17 protein-coding genes and 1 pseudogene are annotated in these 20,815 nt (G+C 66.9%); 12 read left to right on the top strand and 6 right to left on the bottom strand.

Annotated features, from left to right (window positions below; genetic code table 11):
- The first annotated feature begins 21 nt into the window (after positions 1 to 21).
- The 10 genes and pseudogenes from QZ500_RS09455 (at position 22) to QZ500_RS19560 (ending at position 11,613) form a co-directional block, all read left to right on the top strand.
- The gene (locus QZ500_RS09455; protein WP_295854233.1) at positions 22 to 1,032 is read left to right on the top strand and encodes a tripartite tricarboxylate transporter substrate binding protein; all 1,011 of its coding nucleotides are present in this window, start codon (positions 22 to 24) and stop codon (positions 1,030 to 1,032) included.
- Positions 1,033 to 1,196: 164 nt separating this feature from the next.
- A complete protein-coding gene (gene ppk2, locus QZ500_RS09450) occupies positions 1,197 to 2,117 on the top strand; it encodes a polyphosphate kinase 2 (protein WP_295854230.1) in 921 nt (306 codons plus the stop codon).
- A gap of 139 nt (positions 2,118 to 2,256) precedes the next feature.
- A complete protein-coding gene (locus QZ500_RS09445) occupies positions 2,257 to 2,610 on the top strand; it encodes a DUF2946 family protein (protein ID WP_295854227.1) in 354 nt (117 codons plus the stop codon).
- Positions 2,611 to 2,811: 201 nt separating this feature from the next.
- Complete coding sequence (locus tag QZ500_RS09440; RefSeq protein WP_295854224.1) at positions 2,812 to 3,450, top strand: SCO family protein; 639 nt, start codon at positions 2,812 to 2,814, stop codon at positions 3,448 to 3,450.
- A gap of 25 nt (positions 3,451 to 3,475) precedes the next feature.
- A complete protein-coding gene (locus QZ500_RS09435) occupies positions 3,476 to 3,952 on the top strand; it encodes a copper chaperone PCu(A)C (RefSeq protein WP_295854221.1) in 477 nt (158 codons plus the stop codon).
- 48 nt (positions 3,953 to 4,000) lie between these two features.
- On the top strand, positions 4,001 to 6,058 hold the full coding sequence (locus tag QZ500_RS09430; protein ID WP_295854336.1) for a TonB-dependent receptor: 2,058 nt from the start codon (positions 4,001 to 4,003) through the stop codon (positions 6,056 to 6,058).
- An 87-nt stretch (positions 6,059 to 6,145) separates the two neighbouring features.
- The gene (locus QZ500_RS09425) at positions 6,146 to 8,266 is read left to right on the top strand and encodes a TonB-dependent siderophore receptor (RefSeq protein ID WP_295854217.1); all 2,121 of its coding nucleotides are present in this window, start codon (positions 6,146 to 6,148) and stop codon (positions 8,264 to 8,266) included.
- Positions 8,267 to 8,270: 4 nt separating this feature from the next.
- Positions 8,271 to 10,484: a TonB-dependent receptor gene (locus QZ500_RS09420; RefSeq protein ID WP_295854215.1), complete on the top strand. Its 2,214-nt coding sequence runs from the start codon at positions 8,271 to 8,273 to the stop codon at positions 10,482 to 10,484.
- A 41-nt stretch (positions 10,485 to 10,525) separates the two neighbouring features.
- A pseudogene (locus tag QZ500_RS09415) lies at positions 10,526 to 11,149 on the top strand (PepSY domain-containing protein); the annotation flags it as partial.
- Positions 11,150 to 11,265: 116 nt separating this feature from the next.
- A complete protein-coding gene (locus QZ500_RS19560; protein WP_366762900.1) occupies positions 11,266 to 11,613 on the top strand; it encodes a PepSY-associated TM helix domain-containing protein in 348 nt (115 codons plus the stop codon).
- A 145-nt stretch (positions 11,614 to 11,758) separates the two neighbouring features.
- Here QZ500_RS19560 and QZ500_RS09410 read toward each other — a convergent pair whose 3' ends face one another.
- The 4 genes from QZ500_RS09410 to QZ500_RS09395 all read right to left on the bottom strand — a co-directional run bounded on the left by QZ500_RS09410 (position 11,759) and on the right by QZ500_RS09395 (position 16,572).
- Positions 11,759 to 12,517 carry an ABC transporter ATP-binding protein gene (locus QZ500_RS09410; protein ID WP_295854210.1) on the bottom strand — a complete coding sequence of 253 codons (759 nt, stop codon included), beginning with the start codon at positions 12,515 to 12,517 and terminating at the stop codon, positions 11,759 to 11,761.
- Positions 12,514 to 13,296, bottom strand: coding sequence for an ABC transporter ATP-binding protein (locus tag QZ500_RS09405; protein WP_295854208.1), 783 nt, complete (start codon positions 13,294 to 13,296; stop codon positions 12,514 to 12,516). Before QZ500_RS09405 ends, QZ500_RS09410 begins: the two co-directional genes overlap by 4 nt.
- Positions 13,293 to 15,281: an ABC transporter permease gene (locus QZ500_RS09400; protein ID WP_295854206.1), complete on the bottom strand. Its 1,989-nt coding sequence runs from the start codon at positions 15,279 to 15,281 to the stop codon at positions 13,293 to 13,295. The genes QZ500_RS09405 and QZ500_RS09400 overlap by 4 nt, the downstream gene beginning before the upstream one ends.
- An 85-nt stretch (positions 15,282 to 15,366) precedes the next feature.
- On the bottom strand, positions 15,367 to 16,572 hold the full coding sequence (locus tag QZ500_RS09395; RefSeq protein ID WP_295854204.1) for an ABC transporter substrate-binding protein: 1,206 nt from the start codon (positions 16,570 to 16,572) through the stop codon (positions 15,367 to 15,369).
- A 245-nt stretch (positions 16,573 to 16,817) separates the two neighbouring features.
- Between QZ500_RS09395 and QZ500_RS09390 the strand changes: the two genes are divergently transcribed.
- The gene (locus tag QZ500_RS09390; protein WP_295854201.1) at positions 16,818 to 17,591 is read left to right on the top strand and encodes a ferredoxin--NADP reductase; all 774 of its coding nucleotides are present in this window, start codon (positions 16,818 to 16,820) and stop codon (positions 17,589 to 17,591) included.
- 194 nt (positions 17,592 to 17,785) lie between these two features.
- Here the strand turns inward: QZ500_RS09390 and QZ500_RS09385 are convergent, their stop codons facing one another.
- A complete protein-coding gene (locus tag QZ500_RS09385) occupies positions 17,786 to 18,742 on the bottom strand; it encodes a YihY/virulence factor BrkB family protein (RefSeq protein WP_295854198.1) in 957 nt (318 codons plus the stop codon).
- A 140-nt stretch (positions 18,743 to 18,882) separates the two neighbouring features.
- Between QZ500_RS09385 and QZ500_RS09380 the strand changes: the two genes are divergently transcribed.
- Positions 18,883 to 19,860, top strand: coding sequence for a tripartite tricarboxylate transporter substrate binding protein BugE (locus tag QZ500_RS09380; RefSeq protein ID WP_295854195.1), 978 nt, complete (start codon positions 18,883 to 18,885; stop codon positions 19,858 to 19,860).
- A gap of 61 nt (positions 19,861 to 19,921) precedes the next feature.
- Here QZ500_RS09380 and QZ500_RS09375 read toward each other — a convergent pair whose 3' ends face one another.
- The gene (locus QZ500_RS09375) at positions 19,922 to 20,800 is read right to left on the bottom strand and encodes a glycine zipper 2TM domain-containing protein (RefSeq protein ID WP_295854193.1); all 879 of its coding nucleotides are present in this window, start codon (positions 20,798 to 20,800) and stop codon (positions 19,922 to 19,924) included.
- Positions 20,801 to 20,815: the final 15 nt, after the last annotated feature.

Raw genomic sequence — 20,815 nt, 5'->3', positions numbered from 1 at the left:
ACGATTTCCGGAGACACCGCCATGACACCGACATCCGCCCGCCCCGGCCGCACCCGCCGCCGCCTGCTCGCCGCCCTGCCCGCGTTGTGCGCCGCGCCCTGGGTCGCCGCCCAGCCGGCGGCCGCGGCCTTTCCTGCGCGGCCGCTGCGCATCGTCGTGCCCTACCCGGCCGGTGGCGCCACCGACATCCTGGCACGGGTGCTGGCCGAGAAGCTCGCGGTGCGCTTCGGCCAGCCGGTGCTGGTCGAGAACAGGCCGGGCGCCTCGGCGATCCTCGGCACCGACACCGTCGCCAAGGCCGCGCCCGACGGCCACACCGTGGTGCTGACGCTCAGCCAGTCGCTGCTGACCAACATTTACCTCTACGACAAGCTGCCCTACGACCCGCGCCGCGACCTGACGATGGTGACGCAGGTGGCGATGGGCCCTGTCGTGCTGGTGGTGCATCCCAGCGTGCCCGCCGCCACCGGCCCGGAGCTGCTGGCTTACGTGAAGGCGAACAAAGGCAAGCTGAGCTACGGTTCCTGGGGCGTCGGCGCCTATCCGCACCTGGCCGGCGCCCACATGAGCGCCACCCAGCAGGCCGACATGACCCACATCGCCTACAAGGGCGAGGCGCCGATGATGCAGGACCTGGTGGCCGGCCAGATCCCGATGGCCTACGCCAGCGTGCTGCAGGCCAAGCCGTACCTCGACAGCGGCCGCATCAAGGCGATCGGCGCGACCGGCGAGCGCCGCCTGTCGGTGCTGCCGCAGCTGCCCACGCTCGCCGAGCAGGGCCTGACCGACCCGGCCTACCGCCTCACTGGCTGGCTGGCGGTCGCCGCGCCGGCCGGCACGCCCGCCCCGGTGGTGCAGCGCTGGGCTGATGAGATCCGCACCGCGAGCGAACTGCCCGACGTGTCCGCCCGCATCGCCGCGATGGGCTTCGAGCGCCGGGCCAACACGCCGCAGCAGTTCGCCGCGGCCTACCAGGCCGAGCTGCCGGTGTGGGAGCAGCTGGTGCGGCAGTCCGGCGCCAAGCTGGAATGAGGGCCGGGCGTGACGTGCAGACGCCCATTGCTATGATTTCGATAGCTGCTCGCGCAGATCCCATCTGCGCCAGGTGCCTTTTTTGACCGCAAGATGACGGACCGTCACACGCGTGCCACACGGCGGCGCCAGCATCGCCCCCATTTGCGCCCGCGGTGACCCCGATGAATTTCACTCCCGACACTGATCTGCATGCCGACGCCCTGCGCCGTTTCGAAGCCGACCTGGTGGACGGCTTCGACGAAGAGCTGGAGCAGGAGATCGACGACCGCGCCTTCGACGGCGCCGCCCCGCCCCGCTCGGACGAGGCACAGGCCTTCCGCCGCACCTACTTCCGCGAGCTGTTCCGGCTGCAGGGCGAACTGGCCAAGCTGCAGGACTGGGTACAGGCCACCGGCCAGAAGGTGGTGGTGCTGTTCGAGGGCCGCGACGCCGCCGGCAAGGGCGGCGCGATCAAGCGCATCACCCAGCGGCTGAACCCCCGCATCTGCCGCGTCGCCGCCCTGCCCGCGCCGAACGACCGCGAGCGCACCCAGTGGTACTTCCAGCGCTACGTGGCGCACTTGCCGGCCGCCGGCGAGATCGTGCTGTTCGACCGCAGCTGGTACAACCGCGCCGGCGTCGAGCGGGTGATGGGCTTCTGCACCGACGACGAGGTGGAGGAATTCTTCCGCACCGTGCCCGACTTCGAGCGCATGCTGATGCGCTCTGGCATCGTGCTGGTGAAGTACTGGTTCAGCATCACCGACGAGGAACAGCACCTGCGCTTCCTCGGCCGCATCCACGACCCGCTCAAGCAGTGGAAGCTGAGCCCGATGGACCTGGAATCGCGCCGGCTGTGGGAGGAATACACCCGCGCCAAGGAAGCGATGCTGGAACGCACTCACACCCCCGATTCGCCGTGGTGGGTGGTGCAGGCGGTGGACAAGAAGAAGGCCCGGCTGAACTGCATCGCGCACCTGCTGGCGCAGCTGCCGTACCAGGAAGTGCCGCATCCGCCGGTGGAACTGCCGGCGCGGGTGCGGCATGCGGACTACATCCGGCGGCCGGTGCCGGCGGAGATGTATGTGCCGGAGGTGTATTGAGAGGGTGTAGACGAAATCAACGTAATGCTGGTCCGTGCATCGCAGACGAGCCAGCCAGAACGCAGTCGAGCCCATGCGGACAATTTGTCCACGCCCCGGCTCCGCACAAGGGCGCAGGGACCGCCCATAATGCGCTCCCATGCACGTCCTGCGTACCTGTTCACTGATCGCCCGCTTGGTGCTGGTGTGGTACGCCTTGACCTTGGGTGCCGCAATCGCGTCACCCATCATCGCTCCGCAGGCGATGGAGATGGTCTGCTCCTCTGCGGGCGGCATGAAGATGGTAGTGAACGGGGACGCGACGGATACTGACAAGAGCTACAAGCTCGATTGCCCGCTGTGCGCAGGCACGGCGGTCATTCCTGCGTTTGTGCAGGCTCCGGTCGTATCGCCGCAACCGCTGGCGCATGCCATGCGACCTCTCGCGCGAGCCCATATCGCGGGAATGGTGGGGGCACCGTTGCCGCCGCGTGGGCCTCCATCACGCGGCTAAGGCCAACCGGCGACGTCGGTCAGACGAAGCCTTTCACGGGAAGTTTTAAGTTCGCACGGCTCTGCAGGTCTTGCAGCGCTAGTCGTTTTGCATCGACTGCGGTCTGAAGGCATCCGACGCGCCGTCTCGAACCAAAGCCCCCTCCTTAGTCAGCTTCTGCAGAGTCGCGTGATCACCGTCGCGTGGACTTGAGGATTAGCCATGCGTGACTCATCTTCGATGGCCAGATTGCGTCTGGCCGGCATTCGTACGTCTCGCCGTACCTTCGGCGCCGCAGTAGCCGCCGGTTTCATGAGCGGTCTGTCTGGGTGCGATCGATTCTCCGGTCGCACCTATCACGGCATCCGTATCGACGATGTGAGATACGCATCGAACTTCCGACTCCCGGATTCGACGGGCCGGATACGTCAGTTGTCGGACTTTCGAGGCCGCGCTGTATTGATGTTCTTCGGTTTCACCCAGTGTCCCGACGTGTGTCCGACCGCACTCGCCCGGGCTGCTGAAGTCCGCCGGTTGCTCGGCCAGCAAGCGGACGAACTGCAAGTGATCTTCGTCACGCTCGATCCGGAGCGAGATACGCCGGACGTGCTGAAAGCCTATACCGCAGGCTTCGACCCGACCTTTCTCGGCCTGCATGGCGACCTCGTCCAGACGGCCGCCACGGCGCGTGAGTTCCGGGTGTTCTACAAGAAAGTGCCGACCGCCTCTTCCTACACCCTGGATCACTCGACCTTCAGTTATCTCTATGACACAGAGGGCAGGTTGCGGCTGTTGATGCGCCACGACATGACCGCAGCCCAGTACGCGCAGGACGTCCTGCAGCTGCTGCGTTCCACCTGACAAATTTCATCCAAGGACCTTTGCCATGTCTACTTTTCTTCACCGTTCATCCGCCTTTGCCGCCATCGCGTTCGCCTGCTGTGCCGCACAGGCTCAGGTCGCTGTGGAGGACGCCTGGGTCCGTGCCACCGTTCCCCAGCAGCAGGCCACCGGCGCATTCATGCGGCTGACTGCCCCGAAGGACACCCGTCTGGTGGGAGCAAGTTCACCACTCACGCCGACAGTCGAGGTGCACGAAATGGCCATGCAGAGCGACGTCATGAAGATGCGCCAGGTGTCCTCCATCTCCCTGGTGGCCGGCCAGCCGCTCGACCTCAAGCCAGGTGGATTTCACGTGATGTTGATGGGGTTGAAGCAGCAGGTGAAGGCTGGAGACATTGTGCCGCTCACGCTCGTATTCGAAGACAAGAACGGCAAACGGGAGACGCTGCAGGTCGCCGCCCCGGTCAGGCCGCTCAACAGCACTGGAGCGGCTGCCGCTTCCGGCAGCCACAAACACTGATCCGGAGCTATGTCCCTCGAAGCACCCGCTTTTCTGCCGTTGATCACTATGCCGCGCCCGTCACCCCTTCCACTCTTTAAACAAGCAATAGCCGTAGCGGTGACGTTCGCCTTGACCCATCCCGCAGTCGCGCAGAGTCCGCCTGCTGTTGGCACAGGTGAATCGACCCTCACGTTGGGCACCGTCGACATCAGGGCCACCGCCACCGGGCCTCTGTCTGCGCGCAGCATCTTCAGCTCCGTCGATGTCCTGGGCGCCAGCGTTTTCCAGGACCAGCACGTCGACTACAGCTGGGAACTGTTTACCCGCGCACCGGGTGTCCAGGTCACACAGTTCAAGCAGGGCACGGATGCCGGTCGCTTCTCGTTCCGGGGCTTCAACGGCGAAGGACGGATCAACGCGGTCAAGCTGCTGATCGACGGCATCCCGAGCAATGACAACGCAGGGGGCATGCCGTTCCTCGACGCCGTGTTTCCTTTAGATATCGCTGCGGTCGAAGTCGTCCGTGGCACTAATGACCCCCGTTACGGTCTGAACAACATCGCCGGCAATGCCAACGTCCTGACGCGCAGCGGCGGCAACGAAGGCCTGGCCAGCATCACTGCGGGCAGCTTCGGCACACGCGAGGTGCAGGTGGTCAAAGGCATCGAGAGCGGTAACTGGAGCCAGAACTACGCCATCTCCTGGCGCGACTCCGACGGCTATCGCGACCATGCCGATGCCCGGAAGCTTTCGCTGTCGGGCAAGTGGTTCTACACCAGCGACGACGGTCGCTGGCGCACCGGCATCGGCGCGCGCTACTTCCGCAATCGTGCTCTCGAATCCGGCTACCTGACCCTGGAACAGGCGCTCCGCGCGCCTCGCAGTTCGCCTGCCTATGCCGCGGCGGACCGGGGCGAGCGCGAGACAGCACAGATCAGCGCACATCTCGACGGCGAACTCCGCGACGATCTGTCGTGGTCGTCGAAGGTGTACGTCAATCAGTATGAAAACCAGCGGTGGGTGCGCTTTTCTGCGGCAGGCACCCAGCAAGAGCGCTACAACGACGAAACTCAGAAGGGTGCCATCACCTCGCTGACCTGGCGCCCGAAGGTTGGTTGGGCGCACGAGTTTACGCTCGAAGGGGGGCTCGATGCGCAATGGCAGGACAACCTCAACCAGCGGTACCGGACCACGGAACGTGTGCGGACCTCGCAGTTCCGCGATTGGGATTTCGACCTCGACACCCGTGGTGCCTACATCCAGGCCGTGATCCGTCCCGTAGCACCGCTCAAGATCATTCCTGCTATGCGGGTCGATCACGTAGGAGGGCGGTTCACCGACAGGCAGACTGGAAATACGTCGCCAGTCCATGACTACGGCCTCATCAAGCAACCGAAGATCAGTTTGGCCTACACCTTCGGCCCACAGATCGGCACTTATGCCAACTGGGGCCGAACCTTCCAGATCGGGTCGGGCATCGATGCCTACCGCACTCAGGCCCGCAACCTCGCACCATCGATCAACGACGGCTGGGAAGCAGGCGTCAAGTTCACGCCGCTGGCCTGGCTGGACGGTCGGTTGGCCTATTGGGAACAGCGTGCTTCGGGCGAAGTCGCTCGTGTATTGGGCGTCGATGGCCTCCCCGATCCGGGCGGTCTGGGTAACGTAGGCAAGACCCTTCGCAAGGGCTACGACGTGCAGCTCAATATGCGGCCCAACACGCGTACTACCGGCTGGTTCGCATACTCGCACCAGCTCGCGCGTATCACGGAGCCGGATCCCGGCGCGCCCGCCACCCGCGGTCGCGAGATCGAGAACGTGCCGCACTACCTGGTGTCGCTGGGTGCAGACCATCAGGTCGCAGACACACTGAAGCTTTCTGCCTGGGCCAACGCCCAAGGCGACTACTACGTCGACCGGACCAACACACAGGGCCGATTTGGCCGCTATGCGCAGCTAAACCTCGGCGCGACCTACCGCGTCGCGCCAGCTACCGACGTCAGCCTGCAATTAAAGAACGCGACCGACCGCAAGTACGTCTACGCCTGGTACGACAGCGGCTCATCAGGCTATTCCCCGGGCGACGGGCGTGCTCTGTACGTCAGTCTTCTGCAGCGGTTCTGACACTAGGCCAAGCCCCAAATCTTGCGAGGGCGGCCCAGCTGCCCTGCAAAAGCAATCACGCGACCTCCCCACCATTCCCCAATAGATATGAGACAAGAACAAACTGCCGTTTCGCACAGCCATACCGCCATTGCTGCCGCGGTCTTCATCGCGCTTTTGCCGGCGGCTCACGCCCAGCAGCGCGGCACGCTCGACGAAATACGTGTTTCGGCGCCGGCACCCCAACCGGAGCAGCGCACCGGCACACTCGCCACGGGGCTGCCTGGGTCTGTATTGGAAACGCCGTTTGCAGTGACAACCGTGCCTGCGGAGCGAATCCGGGAGCAGGCCGGCACTACGCTGCAGGACGCATTGCGCAACGTGCCGGGCGCCCAGGCCGATAGTGGCTTCAATGGATCGCACACCCAGTTTTTCAGCTTGCGCGGCGCGGTGGTGGACAACGGCACCGGCTCCAACCGTGTGCTGAGGGACGGCGTGCGCCTCTCGAACTATCCCTATGTTCCTGCGTTCCTCGAAAGCGTGGAAGTGCTGCGGGGCCCTGGCGCCGCGGTCGGCGTGCGCAGCGAACCGGGCGGCACCGTGAACCTCGTCACCCGGCAGCCGCGCATGGCGAACTTCGGCAGTGTGCTGTTCGGTCGCGGCGAGCACGGCGCGATGGAGGTGTCTGCGGACCTGAACCGCGTCATCTCGCAGGACAACGAGATCGCCGCACGCATCACTGCCACGCGCTCGGACGCCAGCGAATGGCGACACGTCGCCGATCGGCTCGACGGCGTGAAGCTGGGTCTTGCCAAGAACGACGGCGACCGCATGCATTTGCGCATGGGAGTGGAGGCGACGAACCAAACGTACCAGGCCGACTACGGTCTACCGGCCGCGAACGGCCGTCCCGTCGCGGTACCGCTCGACCGGCAACTTGGCGAGCCATTCGCCAATTCCACCACCAACAACCGGATTGTGGATCTTCACGGCGATCTGGCGCTGACGGCAGATACGCGAGTCGCTCTCGACTACACGCATCTGGAAGGACGGTCGACGGCGGTGCGCGATGTTCTGAGCGGCTCACCGCTCGCCAACCAGCCTGCCGGCACCTACGCACGGGCGACAGCCTGGGAGCCCGGGACCGATCGCCGCATCGATTCGCTCGTGGGTTCCGTGACATCTCGCCAGCGGTGGGGTGGCCTTGCGCATGGTCTCTATGCGGACATCAGCTACTACCGCGAAGACCTGGACCAGCCCTCGCTGATCGTGCCTGCTTCGAGCAGTGCACCGATCAATGTCTATTCGCCGGTCTACGGACGCCAGCCGGCACCTGCGCCCGGTGCGCCCACGCAAGGTGCGACCACGCGTCAGAAGCTGCATTCGACGGCCGTGTCGCTGCAGGACCAGATCGACCTCGGCGCCTGGTCATTGGTCGGCGGGGTGCGCTACACCCAATACTCTTTCTACTACGGCACGGCCGGCGTTCTGCCTGTGGACGAAACGCGCTGGTCGCCCAAGGTTGCACTGCTCCGACGTCTGTCCGACAACGACACGGTGTACGCGAACATCGCCACCGGCATCGCGCCGAACCAGGTGGCGTCCTCCACCAACCGGTCGCTGCCATCGCGCCGCTCGGCGCAGGCCGAGATCGGCTGGAAATCGCTCTGGAACGGCGGCCAAGTGTCGACCGACGTGGCGGTGTACCAGCTGGAGCAGACGGGCATGATTTCGTCGGACCTGAGCACCGTGAATCCGTTCGACTTCACGACGGTGGGCTCCGCACGGTCGCGGGGCGTCGAGGCGTCGGCATCGGGCCAGATCACGGAGCGAATCCGCATGTCGGCCGCATACGCCTACACCGATGCGCGCTATCTGCAGAACGCGGTCTACGGCGGACAGGTGGTGCCCAACGTTGCACGGCACACGCTCAATCTGTGGGGACAGTACGCCTGGAACGAGGAGTGGAGGACAGGCGCAGGGCTCTATGTGCAGAGCCGGCGGTTCGCGGACGAGGCGAACACCACCGTGTTGCCCGGCTACGCAAGGGTCGACCTGACACAGACATGGCGCAAGCCATTGGCAGGTGGCCAAAACGTGGAGCTGCAGCTGGCGGTGCGCAATCTTCTCGACAAGCCCTACTACGTGTCCAGTCACCTACACGTGAGTCGGTGGATCACTCCCGCTCAAGGGCGAAACATCTACGTGACCGGCACCTACCGTTTTTGACACCATGACGACACCCACCCCTTCTCTGATCGCCGCTTCGGTTCTGCTCATGGCGACCACCCCCCAAGTGTCGGCCCAGGATGTCCCGGCCGCCGGAGGCTCGCTCGCCCCTGTGACGGTCGCCGGCAGTCGCGATCAGTTGCAATTAGGCGAGTCCAACGACGCGGGCAGCCGACTCGGCCTGAGCGCCTGGGAGACGCCAGCCACGGTGCAGTCGATCTCGCAGGCCGACATGCAGGAGCGCGGACTGCGCACGGCGCGCGAAGCGTTTGCCGACATCTCTGGCGTGATCTCGGGCAACGTCCCAGGCAATCCTGCCGCGGTCATGATGCGCGGCTTTTCTGGCAACGCCGTGTCGATACTGCAGGACGGCGTAAGGGTCTCGACATCGACAGTGGTGCAGCGCGACACCAATACTTGGCATTTCGACAGGATCGAGGTAATCAAGGGGCCCGCGTCGGTCCTGCATGGCGAAGGTGCGCTGGGCGGCGTGATCAACAAGGTCACGCGCAAACCCACGTTCGACGGCAACTACGTCGATGCGCTGCTGTCGGCGGGCAGTTTCGGCACATCTACTGCGGCTGCGGGTATCAACCTGCAGTTGTCGGACACGGCGGCCCTGCGTATGGACGCCAGCAGCATGCAGTCGGACAGTCTCTACGACGTGGCCAACAACAAGACCCGTTCGCGCGGGCTGACCAGTAGCCTGCTGTTCAAACCGTCAGGCGATCTGTCGGTTCTGATCGGACTGGACCACTACACCGACCGGTACGACGGCACCTATCAGGGCATTGCGCTGGTTCCGCGCACGGTGGCGCGAGATCCCAGCAGCATCGTGAGCGCCCCTAACGGACTGGTGGTGGACCGCGCGCTGCGCCGGGTGAACTACAACCCGGACGGTGCCTATTCGGATGCGGACGAGACGACGCTGCGGTCCCGCATCGACTGGAAGGTGGGCAACGGCTGGTCGGTCGCGACGGACCTTACCGCCTACACCGCCAAACGTGCGTTTGTGCTGAGCGATACCCAGACTTTCGTCGCGCCTACCGCCGTGCTGCCGAACGGCGGGTTCTCCCGCACGCTGCAACGCTTCTACCATGACCATCAGTTCTGGAACGCGAGGACGGCCGTGGCCAACGAAGGAACCCTGTTCGGATGGAAGAACCGCTTTACTGCGGGCGCCGAATACAACCGTACCGATCTGGCGAGCCTGCGCCAGTCCGCTCCCAGTTCTGTCGTTGGCGTGGTCGATCTCTTCAACCCGGCCATCGGAACCTTTCCTACCGCCAACGGTGCGTATAGCGTTTCCAACGTGAACTTCGATTCCAGGCTAAAGATAGCGTCGACGTTCGTCGAGGATGCGCTCAACATCGGCCCGCGTTGGCTAGTGGTAGGTGGATTGCGCTACGACCACATCGACCTGGAGCGCGGAGTGACCAACCTGGGTGTCACCCCCAACACAGTGCAGTCGACGCATCCTCGCTACCACCCGCTCTCCTGGCGCCTGGGCACAACCTATGAACTGAATGCCGACACAACGCTGTACGCCCAGTACACGACGGCGGCGGTTCCGGTATCGACGATCCTGCTGCAATCCATCGCCAACACCTCCTTCCGACTCACCAAGGGCCGGTCCGTGGAAGCCGGCTTCAAGGCCAATGCCTTCGACAAGCGGGTGACCGTCACTGGCGCGGCGTACTACATACAGCAGGACAACATCCTGACCCGCGATCCGCGCAACCCTTCCGTGGCGGTCCAGGGAGGTAGCCAGTCATCACGCGGGATCGAACTCAACCTCGGCGCAGCGGTGAACCGGGCACTGCTGCTCAACGCGTACTTGGGCGTGGTCGAGGCGAAATACGATGAACTGGTCGAGGCGGGCGGCGCGGTACGCACCGGCAACCGTCCGATCAACACACCGCGCACCACCGCAGGTGTGCACGGGACCTACCGGATACCGGACACGGCGCTTTCGCTGCAGGCGTCGGTACGCCATGTCTCCGGTTTCTACACGGACACCGCCAACACCATCGCCGTCAAAGGCCGCAGCACCTTGGACGCGGCCGTGTCGTGGCAAGCGGCGAAGAACACGACGCTGACGCTGCGCGGCCGCAATCTCACCAATGCCTTCTACGGCGAGTATTCGGGCTACCCGACAACGAACGTCTACCTAGGCGCTCCGCGCAGCTTCGAGATCGCACTGCTGGGACGGTTCTGACGCATGGCCCCTGTCCGGAACGCGGTTCGGCGCTTCCACCTATGGCTGGGTGTCACAGTGGGCGGCCTGTTGACATTGCTGGGGCTCACCGGTTCGGCTCTGTGTTTTACCAAGAGATCGACACCGTCCTGCATCCGGAGATCCAAATCGTTGCTTCGGGCCCTGCAGCCGGATGGTCCTCGACCGTTTGGGACGATGCCCTGGCAACGCTGCGCACGCAGTGGCCAGAGCGCAATGGGGCCTGGCGTTTCGAAGTCACGGGGGTCAGCGGTGTGTTGCCGGTCCGCTACCTTCCTACAGGCGCAGGCCACCATGCATTCCGCGGCATGGCCTGGTTGTCGTCCGATGGTCGGCAGGTACTTCGCTCCGACGAATGGGGTCATTACCTCATGACCTGGATCTACGACCTGCACATGGAGTTGACGCTGGAAGCGTTCGGCCGTTCCTTCGTCGGCTGGGGCGGGCTGGCCTCGCTGCTGCTCCTCCTTACGGGCCTGTGGGCATGGTGGCCCAAAGGCAAGTGGGCGAACGCGCTGCGGATCAAAACGGACGCGTCCCCGATCCGCACGTTGCGCGATATGCACAAGCTTGCGGGCTTGGCCGGCTTCGGCTTCCTGGCCATGCTGGCGCTCACCGGCGCCATGCTGGCGCTTCCCAAGGAAAGCAATTCGGTTCTGGAACTCACGTTCGGGAAGGTCCACCGGACGGCAGTTCCTTGTCGACCGTCTCCGATGGCTTGCCCATCACGGTGGCGCAGGCACTGGCTTCGGCCCGAGCCGTCATGCCTCAAGGACGGCTGGCCTGGGTCGAAGCGCCGGGACATCCGCGCGGCGCGTTCATGGTCCGTGTGCAGCAGCCCGGCGATCCGAGCTTCCGGTTTCCGCACAGCTATGTCTACATAGACCGATACAGCGGGAAAGTGTTGGCCGTACAGGACCGCCAAAAGTTCGGCGCTTCGAACGCCATCAACAATTGGCTGCACCCGCTACACGACGGATCGGCAGGCGGACTACTTCTTCGAGTTCTGCTGTGCATCGCCGGATTCTTGCCGGCTGCGCTTTGGATCACAGGACTTTGGCGATGGAGATTGCGGACTGCCGTTGCAGCCCAGCAAAATGCAGCGGCCTGACTTCGAGCCGAACGGTTTCGCACGCGAAAATATCGATTCGGCAAGCAGGTGAGCACAGCGATGTATTTGGCTGAGGCTGCCCGCAACGACTGGTCGAGAGACAAGGCTGCGTCGCTACGAAAAAACAGCAAAGTTTGTATCAAACCTACACCCCCAACCAAGCCCGCCGCGCCACCTCATCCCCCGTCAACGCCCGCATCCCCCCCTCGTACCGGATCTGCCCCTTCTCCAGCACATACGCGCGGTCGGACACCCGTTCGGCGAACCGCAGGTTCTGCTCCGACAGCAGGATGCCGACGCCCTGCTGCTTCAGCGCCAGGATCGTGCGGGCCATCTGTTCGACGACCAGCGGCGCCACGCCTTCGGACGGTTCGTCAAGCAGCACCAAATAGGGGTTGCCCATCAGCGTGCGCGCGACGGTGAGCATCTGCTGCTCGCCGCCGCTCATGCGGCCGCCGGGGCGCTCGGGCATCTCGCCCAGGTTGGGGAACAGCGCGAACAGCGCCTCGGGCGTCCACGACGGTGCCGTGCTGCCGTCGGGCCAGCGGCGCGGCGGCTGGCGGCCGACCGACAGGTTCTCCATCACGGTCAAATCGGTGAACACGCGGCGGTCTTCCGGCACGTAGCCCAGGCCGCGGCGCGCCGCGTCGTGCGGGTCGGCATGCGACAGGTCGTGGCCCATGAAGCGGATGCGGCCGCTGCGCCGGGGCACCAGGCCCATCAGCGCCTTCAGCGTGGTGGACTTGCCGGCGCCGTTGCGGCCCATCAGCGCGACCACCTCGCCGCGGCCGACGGCGATGTCCACGCCGTGCAGGATCTGCGCGGCGCCGTACCAAGCCTGCAGGCCGGTGGCTTCCAGCAGGGACTGCGATGTGTCTGCGGGCGTTGCGGGCATCGTCGTCATGCGCCGGCCTCCGGGGCGGGTTCGTCGAGCGGCGCACCGGTGCCGAGGTACACCGCCTGCACCTGCGGATCGTCGCGGATCTGCTGCGGCGGGCCGTCGGCAATCAGCCGGCCGCGGGCCAGCACCAGGATGCGGTCGGCGAAGGCGAACACCACGTCCATGCTGTGCTCGGTGAACAGTACGCCCATGCCCCGCGCCTGCACCAGCTGCCGCACCAGCGCCATCAGCGCGTGGCGCTCGCCGGGCGCCATGCCGGCGGTGGGCTCGTCCATCAGCAGCAGCGCAGGGTCGTGCGCCAGCGCGATCGCCAGCTCGACGCGCTTCACGTCGCCGTAGGCCAGTTCGCTGCAGGGCCGGTCGGCCTGCGGCCGCATGCCGACCTGCTCCAGCAGCGCCAGCGCGTCGCCGCGCCGGTGGTCGGCGGCGCGGCGCCACCACGACCACAGCCGGCGGTCGTTCGAGAGCAGCGCCATCTGCACGTTTTCCGCCACGGTGAAGGATGCGAAGGTCTCGGCGATCTGGAAGGTGCGGCCCACGCCGCGGCGCCAGATCGCGCGCGGCGGCAGGCCGTCGAGCGGCCGGCCGTCGAGCCGGACCGATCCGCGGTCGGCCGCGAGCTGGCCGCCGACCATGTTGAAGGTGGTGGACTTGCCGGCGCCGTTGGGCCCGATCAGCGCCAGCAGCTCGCCGCGGTGCAGCGAGAAATCGACGCCGTCGACCGCCCGCACGCCGCCGAAGGACTTGCCCAGGCCGGTCACCTGCAGCAGCGGGGCATTCATAGCCCAGTCCTCCCCAGGCCGTCCACTCCCTCTACCCCTGGGAGAGGGCCGGGGTGAGGGCGCGCCCCGCCGGCGGCCACCGCGTGCCTGCCGCCCCGCCCTGCGAACCACCGTCCCAGCTGCTGCGCCGCACCGGCGATGCCCTGCGGGAACAACAGCACCAGCAGCAGGATGATCCCGCCCAGCAGCGCGCGCCAGTAGTCGGTGCTGCGGGCCACGGTGTCGTGCAGCCAGGTGAAGGTGACGGCGCCGACCACCGGGCCGGCGAGCGTCTGCACGCCGCCGAGCAGCACCATCACCAGCCCGTCGACCGACCGGCCGACCGAGAGCGTCTCCGGCGAAATACTGCCTTTGGAGAACGCATACAGCCCGCCGGCCAGCCCCGCCGCGGCGCCGGCGACGACGAAGGCCGCCCACTGCAGCTGCCGCACGTCGATGCCGATCGCGTCGGCCCGCACAGGCGCGTCGCGGCCGGCGCGCAGCGCATAACCGAAGGGCGAGAACAGCACCCGCCGCAGCAGCAGGATGCCCGCGCCCGCCAGCACGAGGGTGAGGCCGTAGTAGGCGCGGCGGTCGGCCAGCCAGTCCGCCGGCCAGACGCCGGTCAGGCCATTGCTGCCGCCGGTGAGACTGTCCCATTGGTAGGTGACGGCCCAGGCGATCTGCGCGAAGGCGAGGGTCAGCATCGCCAGGTACACGCCCGACAGCCGCACCGCGAACCAGCCGAAGACCAGCGCGCCGGCCGCGGCCGCCAGCGGTGCGGCCAGCAGCGCGGCCTCCATCGGCAGGCCGGCGGCGCGCACCGCCAGCGCCGCGCCGTAGGCCCCCAGGCCGAAATACGCCGCATGGCCGAAAGAATGCATGCCGCCCGGGCCCATGATGAAGTGCAGGCTGACGGCGAAGAGGGCGGCGATTAGCAGGTCGATCGCCAGCACCAGCGCATAGGGCGCGCCGGCCGCGAGCCAGGGCAGCGCGGCCAACGCCGCCGCGATCAGCGCCACCGCCAGGCCGCCGCCGCGCCCGGCGCGCCGCAGCGGCGCCTCGGCCCCGCCCAGGTAGCGCGCCGGCGCCTGCGGGCGGCCCAGCAGGCCCCAGGGCCGCACCACCAGCACCACCGCCATCACCAGGAACTCGACCACCAGGGTGAGCTTGGAGGACGACACCGCCACGCCGCCGATCTCGACCACGCCGAGCCAGATGCAGACCGCCTTGATCTCGGCGATCAGCAGCGCCGCCACGTAGGCGCCGGGAATCGAGCCCATGCCGCCGACCACCACCACCACGAAGGCCGCGCCAATCGTCGCCAGGTCCATCTCCAGGTTCGCCGGCTCCCGCGGCAGTTGCAGCGCGCCGCCCAGACCCGCCAGCAGCGCGCCGAGCGCGAACACCGCGGTGAACAGCCACGCCTGGTTCACGCCGAGCGCGCTCACCATCTCGCGGTCCTGGGTGGCAGCGCGCACCAGCGTGCCCCAGCGGGTGCGGGTCAGCAGCAGCCAGAGCAGGCCCAGCACCACCGGGCCGACGACGATCAGGAACAGGTCGTAGGCCGGGAACTGCCGGCCCAGGATCTCGACCGAGCCCTTCAAGCCCGGTGCCCGCGGCCCGAGCAGTTCCTCCGGCCCCCAGAGCCAAAGCACACCGTCCTTGATCACCAGCACCAGCGCGAAGGTCGCGAGCAGCTGGAACAGCTCCGGCGCCCGGTAGATGCGGCGCAGCAGCGTCGCCTCCACCAGCGCGCCCAGCACGCCGACCGCCACCGCCGCCAGCACCAGCGCGCCCCAGAAGCCGACGGGGCCGCCCGCGCCGCCGAGCCGGTCCACCAGGGTGTAGGCCACATAGATGCCCACCATGTAGAACGAGCCGTGCGCGAAGTTGACGATCCGGGTCACGCCGAAGATCAGCGACAGCCCCGCCGCCACCAGGAACAACGACGACGCGCCGGCCAGCCCGTTGAGCAGCTGCACGACGAAGCCTGACACACCCATGCGAACCCCCGGCGCCGCGACGCTATGAAATCGAGAGCACCCCGCGCAGGCGGAACCTGCGCAAAGTGCCGTTTTCGGCCTGCAATCAGTCGGCCGGGCGCAGTTTCTTCACCTCGTCGTCCGACGGCTGGAATTTCGCGCCGTCGAGGTACGTGAAGTCCACCATCACACCCTTGCCGCCGTCGTTCCGCGTCTTGCCGACGAAGGCGCCCATGGTGGACTGGTGGTCCTGCGCGCGGTAGAGGATGCGGCCGAAGGGCGTCTCCACCGGCAGGTTGCGGAAGGCCGCGACCAGCTTCTCGGTGTCGGTGCCGCCGGCCTTCTGCACGCCCGCGGCGATCGACTTGATCGCGCTGTAGCCGACCACCGAGCCGAGACGCGGATAGTCCTTGTACTTCGCCTGGTAGGCCGCGAGAAAGGCCTTGTGCTCGGGCGTCTGGATGCCGCTCCACGGATAGCCGGTGACGATCCAGCCGGTGGGCGCCTCGTCCTTCAGGGGGTCGAGGTATTCCGGCTCGCCGGTCAGCACGCTGACCACCGCACGGTCCTTGAACAGGCCGCGGGTGTTGCCCTCGCGCACGAACTTCGACAGGTCGGCGGCGAACAGCACGTTGAAGATCGCATCGGGCTTCGCGTCGGCGAGCGCCTGCACCACGCTGCCGGCATCCACCTTGCCGAGCGGCGGCGCCTGCTCGGCGACGAATTCCACGTCCGGCTGGGCTTCCTTCAGCAGCTTCTTGAAGGTCGCGACCGAGGACTGGCCGTATTCGTAGTTGGGGTAGACGATCGCCCAGCGCTTCTTCTTCAGCTTCGCCGCCTCGGGCACCAGCATCGCGACCTGCATGTAGGTCGAGGGGCGCAGGCGGAAGGTGTAGCGGTTGCCGTTCTGCCAGACGATCTTGTCGGTCAGCGGCTCGGCGGCCAGGTAGAAGAATTTCTTCTGCCGGGCGAAGTCGGTCAGCGCCAGCCCGGTGTGCGAGAGGAAGGAGCCGGCCAGCACGTCGACCTTCTCGCGCGCGATCAGTTCTTCGGCGATGCGCACCGCGTCGCCGGGGTTGGCGTTGTCGTCGCGGGTGACGAGTTCGAGCTTGCGGCCGCCGACACCGCCGGCGGCGTTGACCTCGTCCACCGCCAGCTCCATGCCCTTCTTGTAGGGCTCCAGGAAGGCGGGCTGCGCCTTGTAGCTGTTGATCTCGCCGATCTTGATCGTGCCCTGGGCCTGGGCGGCGGCCGACAGGGCCAGCCCGGCGGCGGCGACGAGCGCGGTGCCGAAATGCAGTCGTAGCGTCATGGAGACTCCGGAAAAAGGGAAGGAAACCAGTAGAAAACGAGGCTAGTAGGCGGAAAACGGATCAGCGCGGATTGTGGGCGCAGACCGCCCCGGCCGTCCCGGGTTTTCCCGCATGCCGCTACCATAGCGGGCCGCCGCCGCGCCGAAGACGCGGTCGCCACGATGGAGCGGAGCACCACACACCTCCCGCCGGCCGGCACCGTACCGGCTTTCCCATCCCCGCCATCCTGCCGACGTCCCAGACCATGAGTGCATTCAACGAAGAACGCGTTTTGTCCGTCCACCACTGGACCGACCGCCTGTTCACCTTCACCACCACCCGCGATCCGTCGCTGCGTTTTTCCAACGGCCACTTCACCATGATCGGCCTGAAGGTGAACGACAAGCCGCTGCTGCGCGCCTACAGCATCGCCAGCGCCAACTACGAGGAGCACCTCGAGTTCCTGAGCATCAAGGTGGACAACGGCCCGCTGACCTCGCGGCTGCAGCACATCCAGCCGGGCGACACGATCATCGTCGGCAAGAAGCCCACCGGCACGCTGCTGACCGACTACACCCTGCCCGGCAAGCGGCTGTACCTGCTGGGCACCGGCACCGGCCTGGCGCCCTTCCTGTCGATCATCCGCGACCCGGAAACGTACGAGAAGTTCGAGAAGGTGATCCTGGTCCACGGCGTGCGGCAGATCGACGAGCTGGCGTACCACGACATGGTCACCGAGCATCTGCCCAATCACGAATTCTTGGGCGACGCGATCCGCGCGCAGCTGCTGTACTACCCGACGGTGACCCGGGAGAGCTACCGCAACATGGGCCGCATCACCGAGCTGCTGGAGACCGGCAAGCTGGAAGACGACCTGGGCCTGCCGCGCCTGAACCCGGCCGAAGACCGGGTGATGCTGTGCGGCAGCCCGGCGATGCTGAACGACCTGAAGCACATGTTGGAGTCGCGCGGCTTCAAGGAAGGCAACACCACCACGCCGGGCGACTTCGTAGTCGAGCGGGCTTTCGCTGAAAAGTGACGCTCCCCCCGGCTTTTCACGCCGCTGCCGCGGCGTGTAACGCCACCCCCTGAGGGGGAGGCCCCGCACTCGCCCAGGGGGACCCTGGTCTGGCGGGGATGTTGAAACACCGTCGGATGGCGGGCCGGCTGGGTCGGTCTCCCCGATAGCGATAGCCGGTCTCCTATCTGCGTCGCATCCACCTTGCAAGCCGCCTACTCGGGCGGCTTTTCGCTTTCGGGATCGACCGGTTGCAGGGTCTGGTCGGCCAGCGCTCGGGCGCTGCCGGCGGAGAACAGCAGGATCGCCGACGAAAAGTAGATCCACATCAGCAGCACCACCAGTGAGCCGGCCGCACCGTAGGCCGAGACGACGGCCGCGGTGGAGAGGTAGTACGCGAGCACGTGCTTGCCGAGGGTGAACAGCGTGGCGCCGATGGCCGCGCCGACGATCAGGAAGCGCAGCCGCGGCTTCGGCCCGCCCGACAGGCGCATCAGGCCGGTGAAGAGCGCGGTGCAGAGCGCGAAGGACACGACCTCGTTGACCAGCCGCAGGACGGGTGCGAGCAGCCGCCAGTCGCTTGCCCAGCCGGCCACCATGTTGAGCATCGTGGTGACGACCAGCGACACCAGCAGCAGGAAGCCGAAGGCCAGGATGTAGGCCATGCCCCGCAGCCGCAGCGATGCGGTGTGCCACCACTTGGTCGGTGCCGACGGCGTGCGGCCGTAGAGCCAGAGCCGCTCGAAGGCCGACTGCAGTTCCGCGAACACGCCGGTCGCGCCGAAGAGCAGCAGCCCGAAGGCGATCAGCGAGGCCACCATGCCGTCGGACGGCTGCTGCGCGCTGGTGAGCGCCTGCCGCACCAGCTCGGCCCCACGTTCGCCGACCACGTCCTGCATCTGCGCGATCAGGTTGGTTTCCAGATAGGAGCGGTCCACCCACCAGCCGAGCAGCGCGACCATCAGCACCAGCAGCGGCGCGAAGCTCAGTACCCCGTAGAACGACATCGCTGCGCTCATGCGCAGGCCGTCGGCCTCGTTCCAGAGGAGTGCGGCGCGCAGGATCGGCTGGAACGGCCGCAGCAACAGCCCGCCGGCGATGCGCAGGCGGCCCTGAAAACGCGCGGCATCGCCCGCGGGCGCAGCGGTCGGGGTCGGCACGTCGGAAGGCATGGATCTAGAGGATGGCGCATCGGCGCCACGGCCCCGGTAGGCGCATGCCGACGATTTCCGTAACTCCGCGTATTCCCCTAGAAAATTTCCTGACGCCAAACTTACTATCCGCGCTGTCCAACTTACAGGAGTCTTACGCAATGCTGACCTGCACCTTCACCCGTCGCGCCACCGTGGTCGCCCTGCTGGGCCTCGCCGCGGGCGCGGCCGGCGCACAGGACTATCCGACCCGCCCGATCAAGCTGGTCGTTCCGTTCGCGCCCGGCGGCACCACCGACATCGTCGCCCGGGTGATCGCCGACCCGCTCGGCAAGGTGCTGGGCCAGCCGGTGATCGTGGAGAACAAGGCCGGCGGCGGCGGCGTGGTCGGTGCCAGCGACACGGCGCGTGCGGCACCGGACGGCTATTCGCTCGGCCTGGCGACGGTTTCCAGCACCGCGTCGGCCCCGGCGATCAACCCCAAGGTGCCCTACAACCCGATCACCGACTTCACCCCGATCATCAACATCGCCGCCACGCCCAACGTGATCGCGGTGAACCCGTCGTTCCCGGCCAAGGACTACAAGTCCTTCGCGGCCGAGCTGAAGAAGTCGGCGGGCAAGTATTCGTATTCGACCTCGGGCACCGGCGGCATCGGCCACATGCTGATGGAGTTGTACAAGAGCCTGACCGGCACCTTCGTCACCCACATCCCGTACCGCGGTGCGGGCCCGGCGCTCAACGACACCGTCGCCGGCCAGGTGCCGATGATCTTTGACAACCTGCCCTCGGCTCTGCCCTTCATCAAGGACAACCGCCTGGTGCCGATCGTGGTCGCCGCGCCGCAGCGGCTCGCCGCGCTGCCCAACGTGCCGACCTTCAAGGAAGTGGGCCTGGAGCCGGTCAACCGCCTCGCGTACTACGGCATCCTGGGTCCGAAGAACATGCCGAAGGAACTGGTCGACAAGATCAACGCGGGCGTGAAGAAGGTGCTGGAAGACCCAGCGGTGCGCAAGCGGATCGAGGACACCGGCTCGATCGTGGTCGGCAACACGCCCCAGCAGTTCGCGGCCGAGATCAAGGCGGAATACGAGACCTACAAGAAGGTCGTGCAGCAGCAGAAGCTGACGCTGGAATGACCGACGCGGCCGTTGCGGCGGCAGCGCCTGCTGCCGCAACGGTGCATGCCCGCGCCGCCGGTCAGTAGCCGCCGGTCGCGTAGGTGCCGGACTGCGACACCTGACGGTAGCCCGGGTCGCTCGGGTAGGTCGAGTAGGTGGCGCCGCGGCCCAGGCGGAAGCTGTTGCCCTCGACCGTCACGCGCTCGCCCACCGGCACCGGCTGGCTGCGTTCGAAGGTGCGGCGCGAGCCGTCGTCCATGCGCACCTGCACTACATAAGAGGTGGTCGAGCGGGTGCGCTGCTCGATCGTGTGGCCCAGGTAGCCGCCGCCGGCCGCGCCGAGCAGCGTGGCGGCCGTGCGGCCGTTGCCGTTGCCGATCTGGTTGCCCACCACCGCGCCGAGCACGCCCCCGGCCACCGCGCCCACGCCGCTCGCCGGCGCCGGGCGGCTCACCACATTGACCGCTTCGACCCGGCCGCAGACGGTGCAAACCGGTGCGGCGGCCTGCACCACCGGCTGGGCCGTGCCGTAGCTGCCCGAATAGCCGCCGGAGCTGGAAGAGCCGTAGTACGGAGCCGGAGCCGGTGCCGACGAGGCGACCGGCCGCGTCACCGGCTTCGCTACGCTTTTAGGAGCTGCCGGCGCAGGTGGGGTCTGCGTCTGCGCCATTTTTTCTTCTGCCAGCGCGGCCTGCGCCAGGGTCGTCGGCGGGGCGGTCACGACCGGGCCGCTGGCGCCGGGCGCCGTCATCGCGGCAGCACTCTGCGCGGCGACGGGGGTGCCGCTGTCGCGGCCTTGCTGGTAGACCAGCGTACCGCCCAGCGCCACCACGGCGACGCCCAGCACCCCGATCGCGGCCCACAGAGGCCGCAGCGGCGACGACGGTTGCGATGCGGGAGCGGGCGTAGCGGAAAGGGCGGTGCCGCGCTGGGGGACGGAGTCGAGGACGGGATCCATACGGTGTGTTCCTTG

Source organism: uncultured Xylophilus sp., from assembly GCA_913776965.1.
In the GTDB taxonomy this organism is placed as follows: domain Bacteria; phylum Pseudomonadota; class Gammaproteobacteria; order Burkholderiales; family Burkholderiaceae_C; genus Xylophilus.
The sequence above is the reverse complement of the archived record's forward strand: the minus strand, read 5'-3'. Positions and strand labels throughout refer to the sequence as shown.